The sequence below is a fragment of the Leptospira mtsangambouensis genome, from assembly GCF_004770475.1.
GTDB classification, from domain to species: Bacteria; Spirochaetota; Leptospiria; order Leptospirales; family Leptospiraceae; genus Leptospira_A; species Leptospira_A mtsangambouensis.
The window spans coordinates 109497-123769 of the sequence record NZ_RQHK01000017.1; the positions used below are offsets into that span (position 1 = coordinate 109497).

A 14273-nucleotide genomic window follows, 5' to 3' on the forward strand; every position below is an offset into this window, starting at 1 on the left:
CATTGGACAACCTAACCTATAGTATACCGGGACTCTTATTTCCAGCAATCTCTTTACTGATGCTCGCCTATACCAATCGTTTTTTTGGATTAGCAAAACTATCCAGACAACTTCTTAGCGAATATGAATCCTCAAAGTCAGAGATTTTAGAAAAACAAATTCATAACTTACGTTTTCGCATTTCATTGATTTTATATGCTCAAAGTGCGGGGATTTTTAGTTTAATCTTATGCACTTGTTCGATGGGTATGATTCCGTTTTATAATATAGTGGCTTGGGTTTTATTCGCCTCATCACTTTTATTTATGGTGATCTCACTCATTTTAGCACTGATAGAAATTCATTTATCAGTGATTGCCTTAGATATTGAAAGGAATTCGATATTAAATACGAATGACAATTTTTCCAAAATGAGAGCCCGATCGTAAGTATCGGATTGCTTCGGCTGATTCTTCTAAGGTAAACACTTTATCAACTACAGGTCTTAGGCCAGAAGTCTCAATCGCTTGATTCATTTCGATAAAAGCTTTCCTTCCACCGACAACTAGACCTTGGATTTTTAAATTGTTCATCACTGCTGGAAGTAAATTGAGTTCTCCTGATTTACCGGCAAGAATCCCAATCAAATGAATCACACCAAATGGACGACAGGCGGCAATTGATTGTTCCAAAGTTCCCGCACCACCCACTTCAATGATATGATCGGCTCCTACTTTACTTGTGATCCGACGAACTTCTTTTCCCCACTCGGGTGTTTCTTTATAATTGATTAAGTCATCAGCTCCTAACTCTTTGCCTCGTTCTAATTTTTCAGCACTGGAGGAAGTAAGAATAACGTTTGCTCCCACCAACTTTGCAAATTGTAAGGCAAAAATAGAAACACCACCAGTTCCTTGTACCACAACAAATTCACCTGGTTTTAATTGGCTGAATTGGAAAAGACCAGACCAAGCAGTGAGGGCAGCACAGGGCAAGGTGGCTGCTTCTTCATACGACAAATGGGAAGGAATTCGTACAAGCCCTGTTTCTGGAACTAAAGCAAACTCGCGTAAGGTGCCTGGAAGTGGACCACCGATAGTATGACGCATTTCTGCATGAGTTGCTTCTTTTGCTATCCACTTGGGTGCAAATGTGAGAAGAACCCGATCCCCTACTTTCCATTCGTTTACTTCTGAACCAATCGCAACAACCTCGCCTGCACCATCACTGCAAGGAACCAAAGGGAGTGGAAATTTAGGATTGTATTTACCTTCAACTACTAATGAATCTCGGTAGTTTAAAGAAGCAGCACGCATTCGAACGAGCACTTCCGTAGCACCCGGACTAGCTGGTTCAGGAACCTCTACAATTTTTAAATGATCCAGACCAAAACTTTGGATTTGAGCTTGTTTCATACCTTCCCCTATTTTCTTTCCAAATAGACAAACATAACAGCGATTATATAAACTATTTGTTTAGCACAATTTCACCTTTTTGATTCAAAGGGAAAAAAGGATTGTAAGCTACTTCAAAAATATGGCCATCAAAGTCCCTAAAATATCCGCTATACCCACCCCAAAAAACTTTTTCTGGTTCTTTTAGAATGGTTGCACCTAACGAGCGCACTTTGTTAATAACAACATCAACTTCGGCCTCACTCGTTTGGTTTTGTGCAAGTGTAATTCCTGAAAACTCTTGACGTTTTTGAAAAGGGATTCCAATGTCCTCAGCCAAATCCTTTTCACCAAACAATGCAAACACGATAGCTCCTAATTGAAAAAAGGTAACACTGTCATTACTTTCTTCTGAACGTTTCCAGCCCAAACCTTTTTCATAGAAGTCAATAGAACGTTGTAAATCGGATACACCGAGAGTGATTAAGTTGATTCGAGGATGCATAAACGAACTCCTTTCGTTAAAATATGAACTTTATAGAAATAAAAAATACAATAGCAGAAATTGAATTCACAAAACGGAAGTTTCATGGTAAATGGAGCCATTGGGTGGCGGGTGGATAACCCCACCCAGTCTCAATAGGGCGGGGACATGTACTCTAAATACACACCTGGAAAGAATTACTTCTTTCCAAGACCTGTAGTTTTTGCACCAACGAGGATTGACATGTTTCCTGCCGGGTGTTTGTTTTCTCTCATCAATTGGTGGCACTCACCTGTTTGATCGAAAGTAAAAGTTTGTGCCAATACTGGATCCACTTTTTTATCAATCACCAATTGGTTGAGGTCACGACAGTTGTCGTCGTTTGCGAAGTGAGAACCTTGCAGACGTTTTTGTCTCATCCACAAATAACGAAGGTCAGCTGTTGCATTAAAACCAGTCGTTCCAGCACAGATAACAACCATACCACCAGTTTCACAAACAAACACGGAAGTAGGGAGTGTTGTTTCACCTGGATGTTCAAATACGATTTGTGGATTTTTACCTTTACCAGCAATGTCCCAAATCGCTTTTCCAAATTCACGAGCTTGTTTAGTCCACTCAACAAATGCTTCTGGTTTGTTGATATCAGAAGTAAGTCCACCCCAATGTTTAAACTTGTTACGGTTGATCACACCAGCAGCGCCTAAGTTTTTGCAAAAATCAATTTTGTCATCAGAAGAAACAACAGCAATTGGAATTCCGCCAGCTGCTTTTACAATTTGGATCGCCATAGCACCTAGTCCACCGGCTCCACCCCAAATCAAAACCACATCCCCTGGCTTTACATCATTTGGTTTCCAATGGTGTAACATTCTGTATGCGGTTGCAGCAACTAACATATAGGCAGCAGATGCTTCCCAAGTTAGGTGTTGTGGTCGTGGAAGGCATTGGTGGTCTTGTACTTTGCAAAATTGTGCAAACGAACCCCAGTTAGATTCGTATCCCCAAATGATTTGAGAAGGTGCATACATTGGATCTTTTCCAGAAAGAACCCATGGATCTTTTGGATCCCACATTGCACAGTGAACAACAACTTCATCACCCACTTTTACATTTTTAACTTCAGATCCAACTTTGTAGACAATCCCAGAAGCATCTGAACCACCGATGTGGAATTTTTCTGGTTCGCCTTTTTTGTTACGAGCTGCGATCACATCAACAGGATATCCTAATGCTGCCCAAACATTATTATAGTTAACACCGGCAGCCATAGTGGCTACGAGAACTTCGTTCGGACCGATCTCCGGAACATCAATGACTTCTGACTGGAAAGAAGTTTTCGGTTCGCCGTAACGTTCCGGGCGAATGACCTGCGCGTGCATTTTTTTGGGCACAACTCCAATAGGAGGGAGTTCCCCTACTGGTACGATTTCTACGTTGCTCATAGATTACCTTTTACGAATAAAATTTATAGAGTTTCTTAGAACGTTTTAAAAAAGGCATCCGTTGTCAATCGCTTCCCCACTCCATAGAGAAGGCAAAAGTCCATGCAGATTGATAGAGTCGATACTCACGATCCCTTTGCAAAGGGTACCGATAGGCTATACTCATGTTGTATTTCTCAGAAAAATTCCAAGAAAACCCAGCACTTGCCTCTGTAAAATACGCCGGGTTCGCTTTATCTTTCTCTTTGGAATAGTCCACACCATTGTATGGATTACGATACAAGAGTCCGGTAAAAAGGGAAATCTCTGGCATCAAATAATACGTCACATAAGCAGAAATGAGGGTAGTTTTTTTGAATTCATATTCTGGTTCCGGTGGAGAAGCAGAAGGTTTACGAGCATAATAAGGAATCCCATCATTGTCTTGTAAGTTGTTGGGTTGTGGACGAGAAAGAGGATTTAATCCACCGATCTTAGTCACAAAGGACCACTTCTCATACAAATATCCAAGTTTAATAAACCCAGAACCTGTATAATAATTTCCACCAGTGAAACGGTCTGTGTCAGGACCACTCGGAAAACCAACCGAACCTTCAATCACAAAAAAGTACGGTTTATCTAAATCAAAGAATGGTTGGTATTTAAAACCAAGATAGGTTTTACCAATCCTTGCCGCATCTTCCCTTCCTCTTTGTTGGTAGTAGTTCCAAGGAACAGAAGCATTCAGTGCAAACCTTCCATCAAAAAAATTCATCTCTGCGAATGCAGTCGTAGTGAAGAGATGACTATTTTCACGAGTGGACTGGTAATAATCTTGGGTCATTACCAAATAGTTAGTTGGTTTTTCCCTCTTTCCAGTAAAAGGATCCACAAATCTTGCTGTGGCATTTGGACTATCCGACGAACCAGTGTGATGCGAATGAATCGATTGAAAAGAAATTATAAAAAGAAATAAAACTAAAACACTTTGTTTCATCGTTCCACTCCAGGGAAACAACCAGGAAAACTAAAAACAATATCTTCAGCTTGCAGATTCTGCAGAAGAATATTGTATAAAGTCACATTCGAAACTTTTGAAATGATGACAGGCCCAGCCACGAGAGATAGTTGCTCTAAAAAGCGAACGGGAGTTCCTGAAACGGTGCGATCCTGAAAAAGTGAGGAAAGAGAGAATAGAATTTCTATATTTCCGCTTCTCCCCAGTTTGATTGGGATTTTGCATTTAGGAGTGATGGATTTATTTCCTTGTGAAAATAAAATTGTCACATCTTTTGCTCCCACTGTCATCCGAATATAAATCTCTTCCCAACTCACATTGGCCACTGCCACCACTCCTAATGGCATACTCGAAATCCTTGTGTTTGGAAAAAGAAAACTAGCTCCCGTTTCCATTGTGCTATTGTAAGCTGTAATATTAGAAATCGTTCCTGCTGTTAAAAAAGGATAAGACTTTCCATACAAATCATCTGCTGGCAAATCGAGAGGCACCGTATACGGGGTATGTGTTTTTGCTGTTGCGTTAGAACTTTTTTCCGAACCAGAAGTAGAAACACCTAAAACTTGGTTAGGAGGATTGATGCGATAGGTTCCCGTTTCCCAATTGGTATAAGTGCTACTTTGGATCGTGATATTGTAACCTACTGCATTACTTGTTAAACTAAATTGGTTTAGGTTATCATCCGCTTGGTCATCATAACTGCGAAGATTCGTACCCACTGCCACAGTTTGGTTATTATTAAAAAAGATTAGGTTTTGAAGGATTGTTTCTTTTTCTTTGTTACTGTCCCCCACCGAACCAAAAGTGCAGTGGGAGAAAAGAAGAGGTAAAAGAAAGAACAAAATCCACTTACAATGACTTTGTTTCATCAAAAGGGACTCGCAAACTTGGGATTGGTTAAAAACTCATCATCTGTTAGAGCCAAAAGAAAATTCACCATATCATCTCGTTGCGAATTGGTAATGGTAAAGGCCCGAATGAGAGTAACATCTTTTGCTGTATGATTCTGACCACCCGACCGGTAGTGGTCTACCACTTGTGTCAATGCATCTCTTGCACAATCGGCCTTTGTTTTTCCAGCAGCAGCACCTGCGGCTTTATCAGGATTGTTCGCATCCGCACACATAAAAATTCCATCATGCATATAAGGATAAGTAACCCCAATATTTCGTAAGGATGGTGCACGAAATTTTCCCGTATCTGAAGCAACACCTGTTAAATCAAACAATCCTCGTTTATTACTGGGAACGCCCGCATAGTATGCATCATCATGAATTCCATTACTATGGTAAAAGAATTCTTCTGTTGCTCCACCATGAAAGGAAGTATCCGTAAAATTAAATCCACCATGACAATGAAAACATTCCGCCACTTCCCCGTTAAATAAATTGAGTCCTCGAATCTCAGAAGCAGTTAAGGCTGATTTGTTATTTCTAAAAGTATATTGATCATATCTTGAATTTCCTGAAATCATTGATCTTTGGAAACTAGCAAGGGCATATCGTACATTTTGTTCGGTAATCCCAGAACCACCAAACGCTCGCTGAAACATAGGTGGATAAATCGCATTAGATGATAATTCATTTAGAAAATTATTATTCTGCAGGCCAAGTTCTATCGGAGTTTCGCCAAACATGGGAGCACGTGCTTGAATCTCCAAACTCGTCATTTTTGGATTACTCCAAGTAAGTCTTGGCATATAGGCTACATTGGAAAGGTGTTGCGCATTTCTTGGATGAGATTGGCTAGTAATTCCACTTGGAAAATCTTTCCCGTCTGCAAATGCCAATGATTGAAAATGGCAACTGCTACAAGCCATCGTACCATTCCCTGACAATTTCTTTTCATAAAACAAATGCCTACCCAGTTCTACTTTTGCTTTGGACATGGGGTTATCAGACGGAACGATCGGCTGCGGAAAACCTGGTGGCAAATCCCAAACCCAATCAGAAGCTGTTGCCAAAATCCCAAGTGCAGCAAGTAACATATCATTATTAGTTTCTTTTTTCTGAAACGGAAGAATGTTACAATTAAAGAAAAAAACTAAAAGAACAAACAAAGGAAAATGAAAATACTTCATATATATATCCTGTAAAAAGCAAGGTTGGTATTAAAAATACCAACCTTGGATAAAAAATTATTTGAGACTAAACACTCGTTGTGTGATTGAACTATCTACCGCCCCACTCGTAATATTCAATCCAAAGGCTTGGACTAAGGTATCACATGGTGCCCCAGTTCCAGGCATACACATACCCATAGCACCGAAAGTATGTCCGTTTATTAACTTATCAACATCAAACGAAACCTTTTGGTTACTTGGGCTAAACTGACCTGTTAATCGAATTGAAGCTCTAAATTTTTTAGAACAGTTACCATAGTTAGGTGCTCCGTTACAAGTAGTCGATCCAACATGTAAACTTGTCCAATCAGTTCCGCTATTATATGTGAACTCAATTTTCGAATGTTTATATCCGCCTGTCCAAGACCAATACATAGCTCCGTTGTTTAATGGTGCAGTCTGATTTGTTTTATCTAAGTGATTTAATGCCTCAGGAACGCCGACAGTAAACTGGACTCCAGTATAACTTCCAGCAGGAGCACTTCCAGAAACCTTCGTATTGGTTTCAGGAGTCTGAGTTGTTTCTAAATCCACAAGAGCAACTCCATTAGATTGCCAAACATTGTCCGTAGATAAAGACACATCCGCAGTCGTACCATCTGCTTTCACTAGTTTCACTTCTGAAATATACAATCGGAAGTCACGAAACTGCACAGTGCGACTATCTGCAGTGATATTCGAACCGGTAACCAATGGTTGTCCATTGGCAAGGGCTTCAAAATTCAAATTCACCGTTTGTGGCAAAGCTAATGCCAGAAGAGCTAAAGTTTCGTTGTCATCAGATTTGGAATTCGGGTTACAGGAAATAACTCCCACTACCGAAAGGGAAATTAAAAAAGTTCTTAATATGTTCATAAATACCTAATATTCTAAAATACGATTGTTGTTTTGTTATTGATTGGTATGAAAAATAGAGAATGTAAATTCATTCATCAATCAATCTACTAAATGTAAATTTATAGAATCTTAGATACGAGGTGGCCGGAGTAAAGAAGGGATTCTTCCATCCTCAAGAGTGGAAGGAGACTCAGTCATCGTATAAATGATATCAGAAGATGGAACCAATATGATTGTAAGGCTTGGTCGATCCATCGTTTGGTGATGGGTTCGTAAATTAAGGGCATCTTTTTTTTGTTTTTTGCAGGAACAAAGATGCGCCTCTCCCGATTTTGCATCGTGGCAACTCGGTTTGAGAGTTTCTTTGGAACTGTTCCCATGGTCATGCGAGGAAACCAAGGAAGTGGAAGATTCTCTGTCTTCGGAAAAGAGATTATCTTCTGCATTCCCATGTTTTTCCTTTTTGGATCCATGGTTGCACTGGCAGATTTTTGATGCGGACTCTACGCAATACCCCAGTAGCCCACTCCCTAAAAATAGGAATTGGGTACAGAGGAATAGGGCCAAACTACCGGCAATCCACCGTCTAAAGAACATCCACTCCATCTTTGCTCACCCAACCCAAAAATCGAGCCATTTTTGGACAAATTTAGTGTCCCCCCTCCTGGACTTTGAAAACATGGTATTGGAACCAATGCAAACGAGCTAGAGGCCATCAGATGAAACGTACGGAACTAGAACGCAGGGAAAGAGAACTGCGAAAGGCAGAAAAGAAAAAGATCCTACCTGGTCAAAAAGAGGCCATGAGTGTAGGGGATTACATTGACGCCCTTTTTGGAATGTTTCGTTATGATTCGGATGAGATTTTTAATGCATCCGATGACGAAAACATTTTAGAACTTCTGGAAAACATGAAAATGGAACACCCAGAAAAACAATGGGATGTAATCATCCGCAAAGCAGTCAATAAAACCAAAGTAGAACAAAAAGAAAAGGCTTACGACTCCCTTCGCATCCTAGCAGGGATTCCTGCAGTCACTGCTTAAATCCTTTTTTTTCGAAAACAAACAGATTTACATAGGAAGGTCTTCGTCTTATACTTGTGACCTTCCTGTATGAAACAGACATTCACATTCATTCTGTTATGTCTCTTTTATACAAACCTCTTTGCTAACACAAAAACTTGCCCAAATACAACTCCTGTTACACTTTCTTCCATTCACGGTGAGACTTTTGATCTTTCCAATCATCTACTTTATTTTTCCAAAAACCCACCCATCCATTCCCTCACCGAAGTTTCAAACCACTTTCAATCTTTTCCTACAGAAAAATCAGAAGGTATCATTCCAAATTTCGGAAACACTGATAAACAATATTGGTTTTGTTTTGTCCTCCATAATGATGGAACAAATAACAAACGAATCATTACATTTATCAAATACCCGCTATTGGATGATGTTAAATTTTTCACCTTACGGGAATCAGGTGAAATTTCAGAAAACCAACAAGGAAGACGATTCCCTTTAAAAAACAGAGAAAGGGACTACAGAGGGTTTAGTTATGCTTCTGATTTGTTTCCTAAAGAAACTGTCACTTATTACGTAGGAGTCAAAACAGATAGTTCCATGTCGGTTCCACTCATGGTTGCAGAGGAAAAAGATTTTGATAGTTTTGCTTCTTTGGACACCTTACTACAAGGATTTTATTTTGGAATTGTGGGAGTCATGACTCTTTACAATCTTTTTGTATACTTCATGGTTCGAGACAAAGCATATATTTTTTACGTTTTGTATTTATTCGTTTCAGCAATTTTGTTTCAACTTTCCTTACAAGGTTTAATGCCAGTTTATTTTTTCCCAAACTCTCCTGAACTTGTTTATAATGCTCACAATCTGTTATACTTTCTTTTTTTACTAACTTGTTTTCCGATGAGTATTACCTTTATGAACTTAAAGGAAAATGCTCCTCTCATACACAAATGGTTTTGGGGATTAATGGTCATCCCTATTGTTAGCCTTTGTTTACTTCCATTTTTACCTTATCGATTGATGAACAGAGCTGGTGATATATTTTCGTTTTTACTCGCTTTTTACGCTCTGTTTGTTTCTTATTACATTGCTTATATCAAAAAATTTCCACCGGCAAGATTTTACTTTTACGGTTATTTTATGGTGATCATTGGAGGACTTGCCACAGTTCTCAAATACATGGGTTTTTTCCCAGTCAATACCTTCACCGAAAATTCCTTCCAAGTAGGCATGGCGATTGAAGTATTACTGATGGCCTTTGGACTTGGTGATCGGATTTCCGTAGTTCGCAAAGAAAAAGACAAAATCCAATTCAAAGCAGAAATCAACAAACAAAAGTTAATTGCCTATGGAAAAGAACTCAAATTAGCGCAGAAACTACAAGAATCCACTCTTCCCCAAGTCCTTCCTAAATTTCCAGGTCTTATCATCAAAACAGGATACTTCCCTGCTTCATTGGTGGGTGGAGATTTTTATGATCTCACAGTTTATGGCAAACATCAAATTTGCGGACTCATTGCGGACGTCACTGGACACGGTGTACCAGCTGCCATAGAAGCGGCTATGTTAAAAATTGCTTATATGCAGACCTTAGCATTTGCCAATAAGCCGGGAAAAGTATTGGAGAGTATAAACGTATCACTCGTAGGTAATTATAAAAACCAATTATTAACTGCAAGTGCCATCTTTATCGACTTAGAACAAAAACAATTAAAAGTAGCAAATGCAGGCCATCCCGCCTTATACAAGTTTAACGAAAGTTCCACATCTATTGAAGTCATTCGTCCCAAAGGCAAACTCATTGGATATTCAAAAGAAGTCCAGTATCCAGAAGAAACTTACAAACTAACTTCAGGAGATAAAATCTTACTTTTTACAGATGGGATTTGGGATTTATGGGAAAATGGTGATTCAGGAGAAGAGGAACTACTCCAGTGGTTGTTAACAAGAAAAAGTGAGTCAGTGGAATCTTTGTATGGAGGGATTGATGAACACATTCGCCTACGGAATAAAGAAGGTCCCGCAGACGATGATATAACATTTATTCTTTTTGAAATTACTTAAACAAAGTATGCGGACTAAACGTCCGCATAAATCGCCGCATTGAGTAGTCTGGAAATATTGTCCAAATTACGAGAAATATCACGATAAAGAAGAGCTGGCATCAAATTGTCTTTTTTCTGATACTTTTTCTTCTTCACTTTAGAATCGTTCTTTTTAATGGAACGAATCATTTGAAAACGATATTCGCGACTTTGGTTACGAATCTGCGGATTACCAAGGATATCAAATGTTTCACTTTGATCCAAGTTCACTAACAAAATGTCGTAGTGGTGTTTGAGTAAATCCATTTGGTCTTTTACAGAATGACCGAACGTTTTGTCGAGTGACACTTTTTGGCGGTGGGACTTTCTCATTTTCCTTGCAATGGATGCAAAGTTATCGCCCATCTCTTCCACTGCCTTCACTCTTTCCATAATTCCTAAAACATCTTTCGCATAGTTACCAGTGACACCGGTTTCTTGGATTTGGTTTAGATAGGTCAAAACTTCAGTGCGGACTTGGTCCAATTCTTCTTCTTTTTTCAATACTTGGCCAATTCTTGTGGCATCGTATGGTTGAAGTAAAATTTGTTCTGTCAAACGAAGGAAATCATACGTATCTCGAATGATTTTTTTAGTGAACTCAACAAGTTCTACCATCGCAAGTTCAGTTGTTTTTACACTACCAGCTTGTAATAATCGAATGGAATCTTTGTCTTTTCCCGTTTTGGAAGCAAGTCCGTCAACAATGGCACTTACCACTTTGGAGATCGTATTCACAAACCAAATGAGGATCAGGGTGTTTGTCACGTTAAACATTGTATGAAACAATGAGATATGGAATCTTGTTGATTCTTTATCAGTGAGTGGATCACCAGGTATCAAATCATCCACAATTCCTGTGAACAGTTTGAAAAAGAGAAGGGCCCAGACCACACCGAACACATTGAACAAGGTATGGGCAAGAGCTGCTTTTTTAGCATTTCGATTCCCCGGAATGGCTGCAAGGTTGGCAGTGATAGTTGTTCCAATGTTTTCCCCAAGGATCATACCATAAGCAGCATCGATTGGGATATAACCAGAGAATGCTAAGGTGATGGTAATGGTTGTGGAAGCAGAAGAAGATTGGATAACAATCGTTAATAGTGCACCAATCAATACAAATAACAATATGGTGTTGAATCCCATATTCGTGTATTGTTGTAAAAAGAGAAAACTATCTGGATCCTTTGCACTATCAGGAACGGATGTTTTTAAATAATCCAATCCCAAAAACAAAAATCCAAACCCAATGAGGAAACTTCCCCAACCGGATCGACTTTCTTTCCTTGAAAAATTTAAGATCACCCCTGCAGCAACTGCAGGCAATGCGAACGATGCAATATTGAACTTAAATCCTAAAAAAGATACAATCCATGCAGTGATGGTGGTTCCAATATTGGCCCCCATGATCACACCGATGGCTTGAGCGAGAGAAATTAAACCAGCATTCACAAATCCAACCACAAGAACGGTGGTTGCCGAACTGGATTGTATTGTAGATGTAATAAATAGTCCGCTGAACACAGCAGAAACTCTGTTTCTCGTCATAGACGAAAGAAAGGAACGAAGCCTATCTCCCGCCACACGTTGTAAGGACTCACTTAGTAATTTCATCCCGTAGATGAAAATCCCGAGTCCACCTAAAACTTGAATAAGTAGTGACCAATTCATAGATGTAATATTTCCAAGGTTCAATTTCTTTGATTACAATTTGGTACCAACCTTTTATTCGGTTGCAGTATTTTTTTCCATTGGTAGAATGTAATGAATATGTCAAAAACCATCAGCAAAGGAATGGTTGTAGGATTTTCCTATCACCTAAAGAACGCCCAGGGAGAAACTCTGGACCAATCAGACGAACCACTATTATACCTCCACGGCTGGCAAAACATCATTCCCGGTTTGGAAAAAGAACTAGAAGGATTAGTGAACGGAGATTCTAAAAATGTAACTGTACCACCTGAAGATGGTTATGGGACATATAACGAAGCTCTTATCTTTCAAGTTCCTAAAACGGAACTCCCACCGGAAGCAGAGTTGGAAGTGGGAATGGAATTTCAAACGGACACACCTGAAGGTAGAATGGTTCTATACTTACAAGAAGTTCGTGATGCAGATGTCATTCTGAACGGCAATCACCCGTTAGCTGGAGAAACCCTCCACTTTGCTGTCACAATCAAATCCATCCGCGAGGCAACGGAAGAAGAATTGCAACACGGTCACGTGCACGGTCCTGGCGGACACCACCACCACTAGAAATCTCTTTTTTCGTAATTTTCTCTCTGAGTCTTCTTTCAGATTGCTTTTTTTAGAAAGGGTAATTACACTGACAGAAGATTCAGAGTATTGTTGATTTTCACCGCCGAAGTAGTCCTTTCAAGCTTGCACGCTGGTAGCTTTCCCAAGTTTTTCCCTGCATTTTTCTGGAGTTCTTACCAAAAATCCCGTCCAGGGTTCCCGACGATTGTAAATCTAGAATTCCCGAGTCAACTTTAACAAACAGGACAAAAACTATGTCAGTAAACATTTACGTTGGCAACCTCTCTTACGATATGACTGAAGGTAAACTCAGTGAGCTTTTCGGAGCACACGGAGCAGTAACTTCTGCAAAAATCATCACTGACCAGTATTCTGGCCGTTCTAAAGGTTTCGGATTCATCGAAATGAAAGATGGAAAAGAAGCTGATAACGCAATTAAAGAACTTAACGGAAAGAACATTCTTAACCGTGAGATGAAAGTAAACATCGCAAAACCTAAAACTAACAACTGGAGATAATCCAAGTTTGTTAAAAAACCGTCGCATAACTTCTAGTTATGCGGCGGTTTTTTTTTGCCCTTTTTGAAATTGGAAAATAAAAAGAACTGATAAAAATCCTTTTTTAAACGAATCCGTTTTCTTTAACTCTCCCCAGACCTACTACAAAACCACTTTATATTTCCCCTTCATCTTCTCGATTTGTTCGTCTGGAATCTGGTGTACATTTTTTCCATCGTGCCGGTTCTCCACTGTCACAACATGAAGTCTATATCCAAATTCTTTCGCTAAACGAATGTAAGGTTCTAATTCCCAATCTAAAGTAAATGTATTGTCCACGATGACAAAAGGGATTCTCTGTTCTAGGGCTTGTTTGGTTTTGGCTTCACATTCCTTGTAAGCTAAATGGTTTTTTTGATAATCAAAATGATATTCTCCGGCTTCATCTTCAAAATAAGAATCAATGGAATAGATTGGTGCCCCATTGGTGAGGGAAATGGCTTTTGCTAAACTTGATTTTCCGGAACCGGGAATTCCTCTTAAAGCAAGTAGTGTTTTGCCTGTATCACTTGAGGTGTGATTTGTTTCAGAGTTTGACAAATTTTGGGGTTCCATTCACCAAAACCTAGTTCTTTTTCCTTACCTGGAAAGAGAAAAATCTAGCCTAGAATGATTCTATCTGAAAGAATAGAGCAGAAACAAGGAGACTTTTGTGTCATACGAAGCGTATAAACTCATCCATATTTTAGGAATGTATCTTTTATTTTTATCCCTCGGCGGAATCACTCTCTACACCATCAATGGAGGGAAAAAATCGGAAAACAAATTCAAAGCTGCTGCAGCGATCTTCCACGGTGTGGGTTTATTGCTCCTTCTCGTTGCTGGATTTGGACTCATGAAGTTTCGTGGGATTTCCCATTCAGCACTTCCGGTTTGGGTGATTTTGAAAATCGTCATCTGGCTTGCGTTTGGTGGACTTTTGGCAATGGCATCAAAAAAAGAAAGTTTTGCAAAAATCCTTTGGTTTGTATTCCCACTTTTGGGTTTGTTTGCAGCTTACTTAGCATTCTACCAACCATTTTAATTTTTTGATGATTGATTCCTCCCGTTGTTTTTGATACGGGAGGTTTGAATTTTCATTCCCACC

16 protein-coding genes are annotated in these 14273 nt (G+C 39.4%); 6 read left to right on the forward strand and 10 right to left on the reverse strand.

Features of this window, described 5'->3' with window-relative positions; all coding sequences use genetic code 11:
• Positions 1-2: 2 nt before the first annotated feature.
• Entirely contained in the window at positions 3-428 is a 426-nt protein-coding gene (locus tag EHR01_RS12920) for a DUF2721 domain-containing protein (protein ID WP_135695177.1), read from the forward strand.
• On the opposite strand, the gene EHR01_RS12925 is transcribed toward EHR01_RS12920, so the two are convergent.
• The 8 genes from EHR01_RS12925 to EHR01_RS12960 form a co-directional block, all read right to left on the reverse strand.
• The gene (locus EHR01_RS12925; RefSeq protein ID WP_135695178.1) at positions 384-1394 is read right to left on the reverse strand and encodes a zinc-dependent alcohol dehydrogenase family protein; all 1011 of its coding nucleotides are present in this window, start codon (positions 1392-1394) and stop codon (positions 384-386) included. The two genes, EHR01_RS12920 and EHR01_RS12925, sit on opposite strands and share 45 nt — an antisense overlap.
• 52 nt (positions 1395-1446) lie before the next feature.
• Positions 1447-1878, reverse strand: coding sequence for a VOC family protein (locus EHR01_RS12930; protein WP_135695179.1), 432 nt, complete (start codon positions 1876-1878; stop codon positions 1447-1449).
• Positions 1879-2054: 176 nt separating this feature from the next.
• Positions 2055-3302: a crotonyl-CoA carboxylase/reductase gene (gene ccrA, locus EHR01_RS12935; protein ID WP_135573362.1), complete on the reverse strand. Its 1248-nt coding sequence runs from the start codon at positions 3300-3302 to the stop codon at positions 2055-2057.
• A gap of 64 nt (positions 3303-3366) precedes the next feature.
• The gene (locus EHR01_RS12940; RefSeq protein WP_135695180.1) at positions 3367-4278 is read right to left on the reverse strand and encodes an LIC11086 family outer membrane transporter; all 912 of its coding nucleotides are present in this window, start codon (positions 4276-4278) and stop codon (positions 3367-3369) included.
• A complete protein-coding gene (locus EHR01_RS12945) occupies positions 4275-5168 on the reverse strand; it encodes a hypothetical protein (RefSeq protein ID WP_135695181.1) in 894 nt (297 codons plus the stop codon). Before EHR01_RS12945 ends, EHR01_RS12940 begins: the two co-directional genes overlap by 4 nt.
• The gene (locus EHR01_RS12950; RefSeq protein ID WP_135695182.1) at positions 5168-6379 is read right to left on the reverse strand and encodes an MbnH family di-heme enzyme; all 1212 of its coding nucleotides are present in this window, start codon (positions 6377-6379) and stop codon (positions 5168-5170) included. The genes EHR01_RS12945 and EHR01_RS12950 overlap by 1 nt, the downstream gene beginning before the upstream one ends.
• A 57-nt stretch (positions 6380-6436) precedes the next feature.
• The gene (locus tag EHR01_RS12955; protein ID WP_135695183.1) at positions 6437-7276 is read right to left on the reverse strand and encodes an MbnP family copper-binding protein; all 840 of its coding nucleotides are present in this window, start codon (positions 7274-7276) and stop codon (positions 6437-6439) included.
• A gap of 111 nt (positions 7277-7387) precedes the next feature.
• On the reverse strand, positions 7388-7855 hold the full coding sequence (locus EHR01_RS12960) for an LIC_11090 family protein (RefSeq protein ID WP_208721776.1): 468 nt from the start codon (positions 7853-7855) through the stop codon (positions 7388-7390).
• A gap of 122 nt (positions 7856-7977) precedes the next feature.
• Between EHR01_RS12960 and EHR01_RS12970 the strand changes: the two genes are divergently transcribed.
• Together EHR01_RS12970 and EHR01_RS12975 are read left to right on the forward strand one after the other, a co-directional pair.
• Complete coding sequence (locus EHR01_RS12970; protein ID WP_004784080.1) at positions 7978-8304, forward strand: LB_289 family protein; 327 nt, start codon at positions 7978-7980, stop codon at positions 8302-8304.
• Between the two features lie 69 nt (positions 8305-8373).
• Positions 8374-10350, forward strand: a complete 1977-nt coding sequence (locus tag EHR01_RS12975) for a 7TM diverse intracellular signaling domain-containing protein (RefSeq protein ID WP_135695185.1) — start codon at positions 8374-8376, stop codon at positions 10348-10350.
• Between the two features lie 14 nt (positions 10351-10364).
• Here the strand turns inward: EHR01_RS12975 and EHR01_RS12980 are convergent, their stop codons facing one another.
• The gene (locus tag EHR01_RS12980; RefSeq protein WP_135695186.1) at positions 10365-12041 is read right to left on the reverse strand and encodes a Na/Pi cotransporter family protein; all 1677 of its coding nucleotides are present in this window, start codon (positions 12039-12041) and stop codon (positions 10365-10367) included.
• A gap of 93 nt (positions 12042-12134) precedes the next feature.
• Between EHR01_RS12980 and EHR01_RS12985 the strand changes: the two genes are divergently transcribed.
• Both EHR01_RS12985 and EHR01_RS12990 read left to right on the forward strand, forming a co-directional pair.
• Positions 12135-12626 (forward strand): FKBP-type peptidyl-prolyl cis-trans isomerase, encoded by a 492-nt coding sequence (locus EHR01_RS12985; RefSeq protein ID WP_004785810.1) that lies wholly within the window; start codon positions 12135-12137, stop codon positions 12624-12626.
• Between the two features lie 257 nt (positions 12627-12883).
• Positions 12884-13147 (forward strand): RNA recognition motif domain-containing protein, encoded by a 264-nt coding sequence (locus tag EHR01_RS12990; protein WP_035983131.1) that lies wholly within the window; start codon positions 12884-12886, stop codon positions 13145-13147.
• Positions 13148-13288: 141 nt separating this feature from the next.
• Here the strand turns inward: EHR01_RS12990 and EHR01_RS12995 are convergent, their stop codons facing one another.
• The gene (locus tag EHR01_RS12995) at positions 13289-13741 is read right to left on the reverse strand and encodes a P-loop nucleotide/nucleoside kinase family protein (protein WP_208721777.1); all 453 of its coding nucleotides are present in this window, start codon (positions 13739-13741) and stop codon (positions 13289-13291) included.
• A 136-nt stretch (positions 13742-13877) separates the two neighbouring features.
• Here EHR01_RS12995 and EHR01_RS13000 point away from each other — a divergent pair, with 136 nt between their 5' ends.
• On the forward strand, positions 13878-14210 hold the full coding sequence (locus tag EHR01_RS13000; protein WP_208721808.1) for a hypothetical protein: 333 nt from the start codon (positions 13878-13880) through the stop codon (positions 14208-14210).
• Positions 14211-14273: the final 63 nt, after the last annotated feature.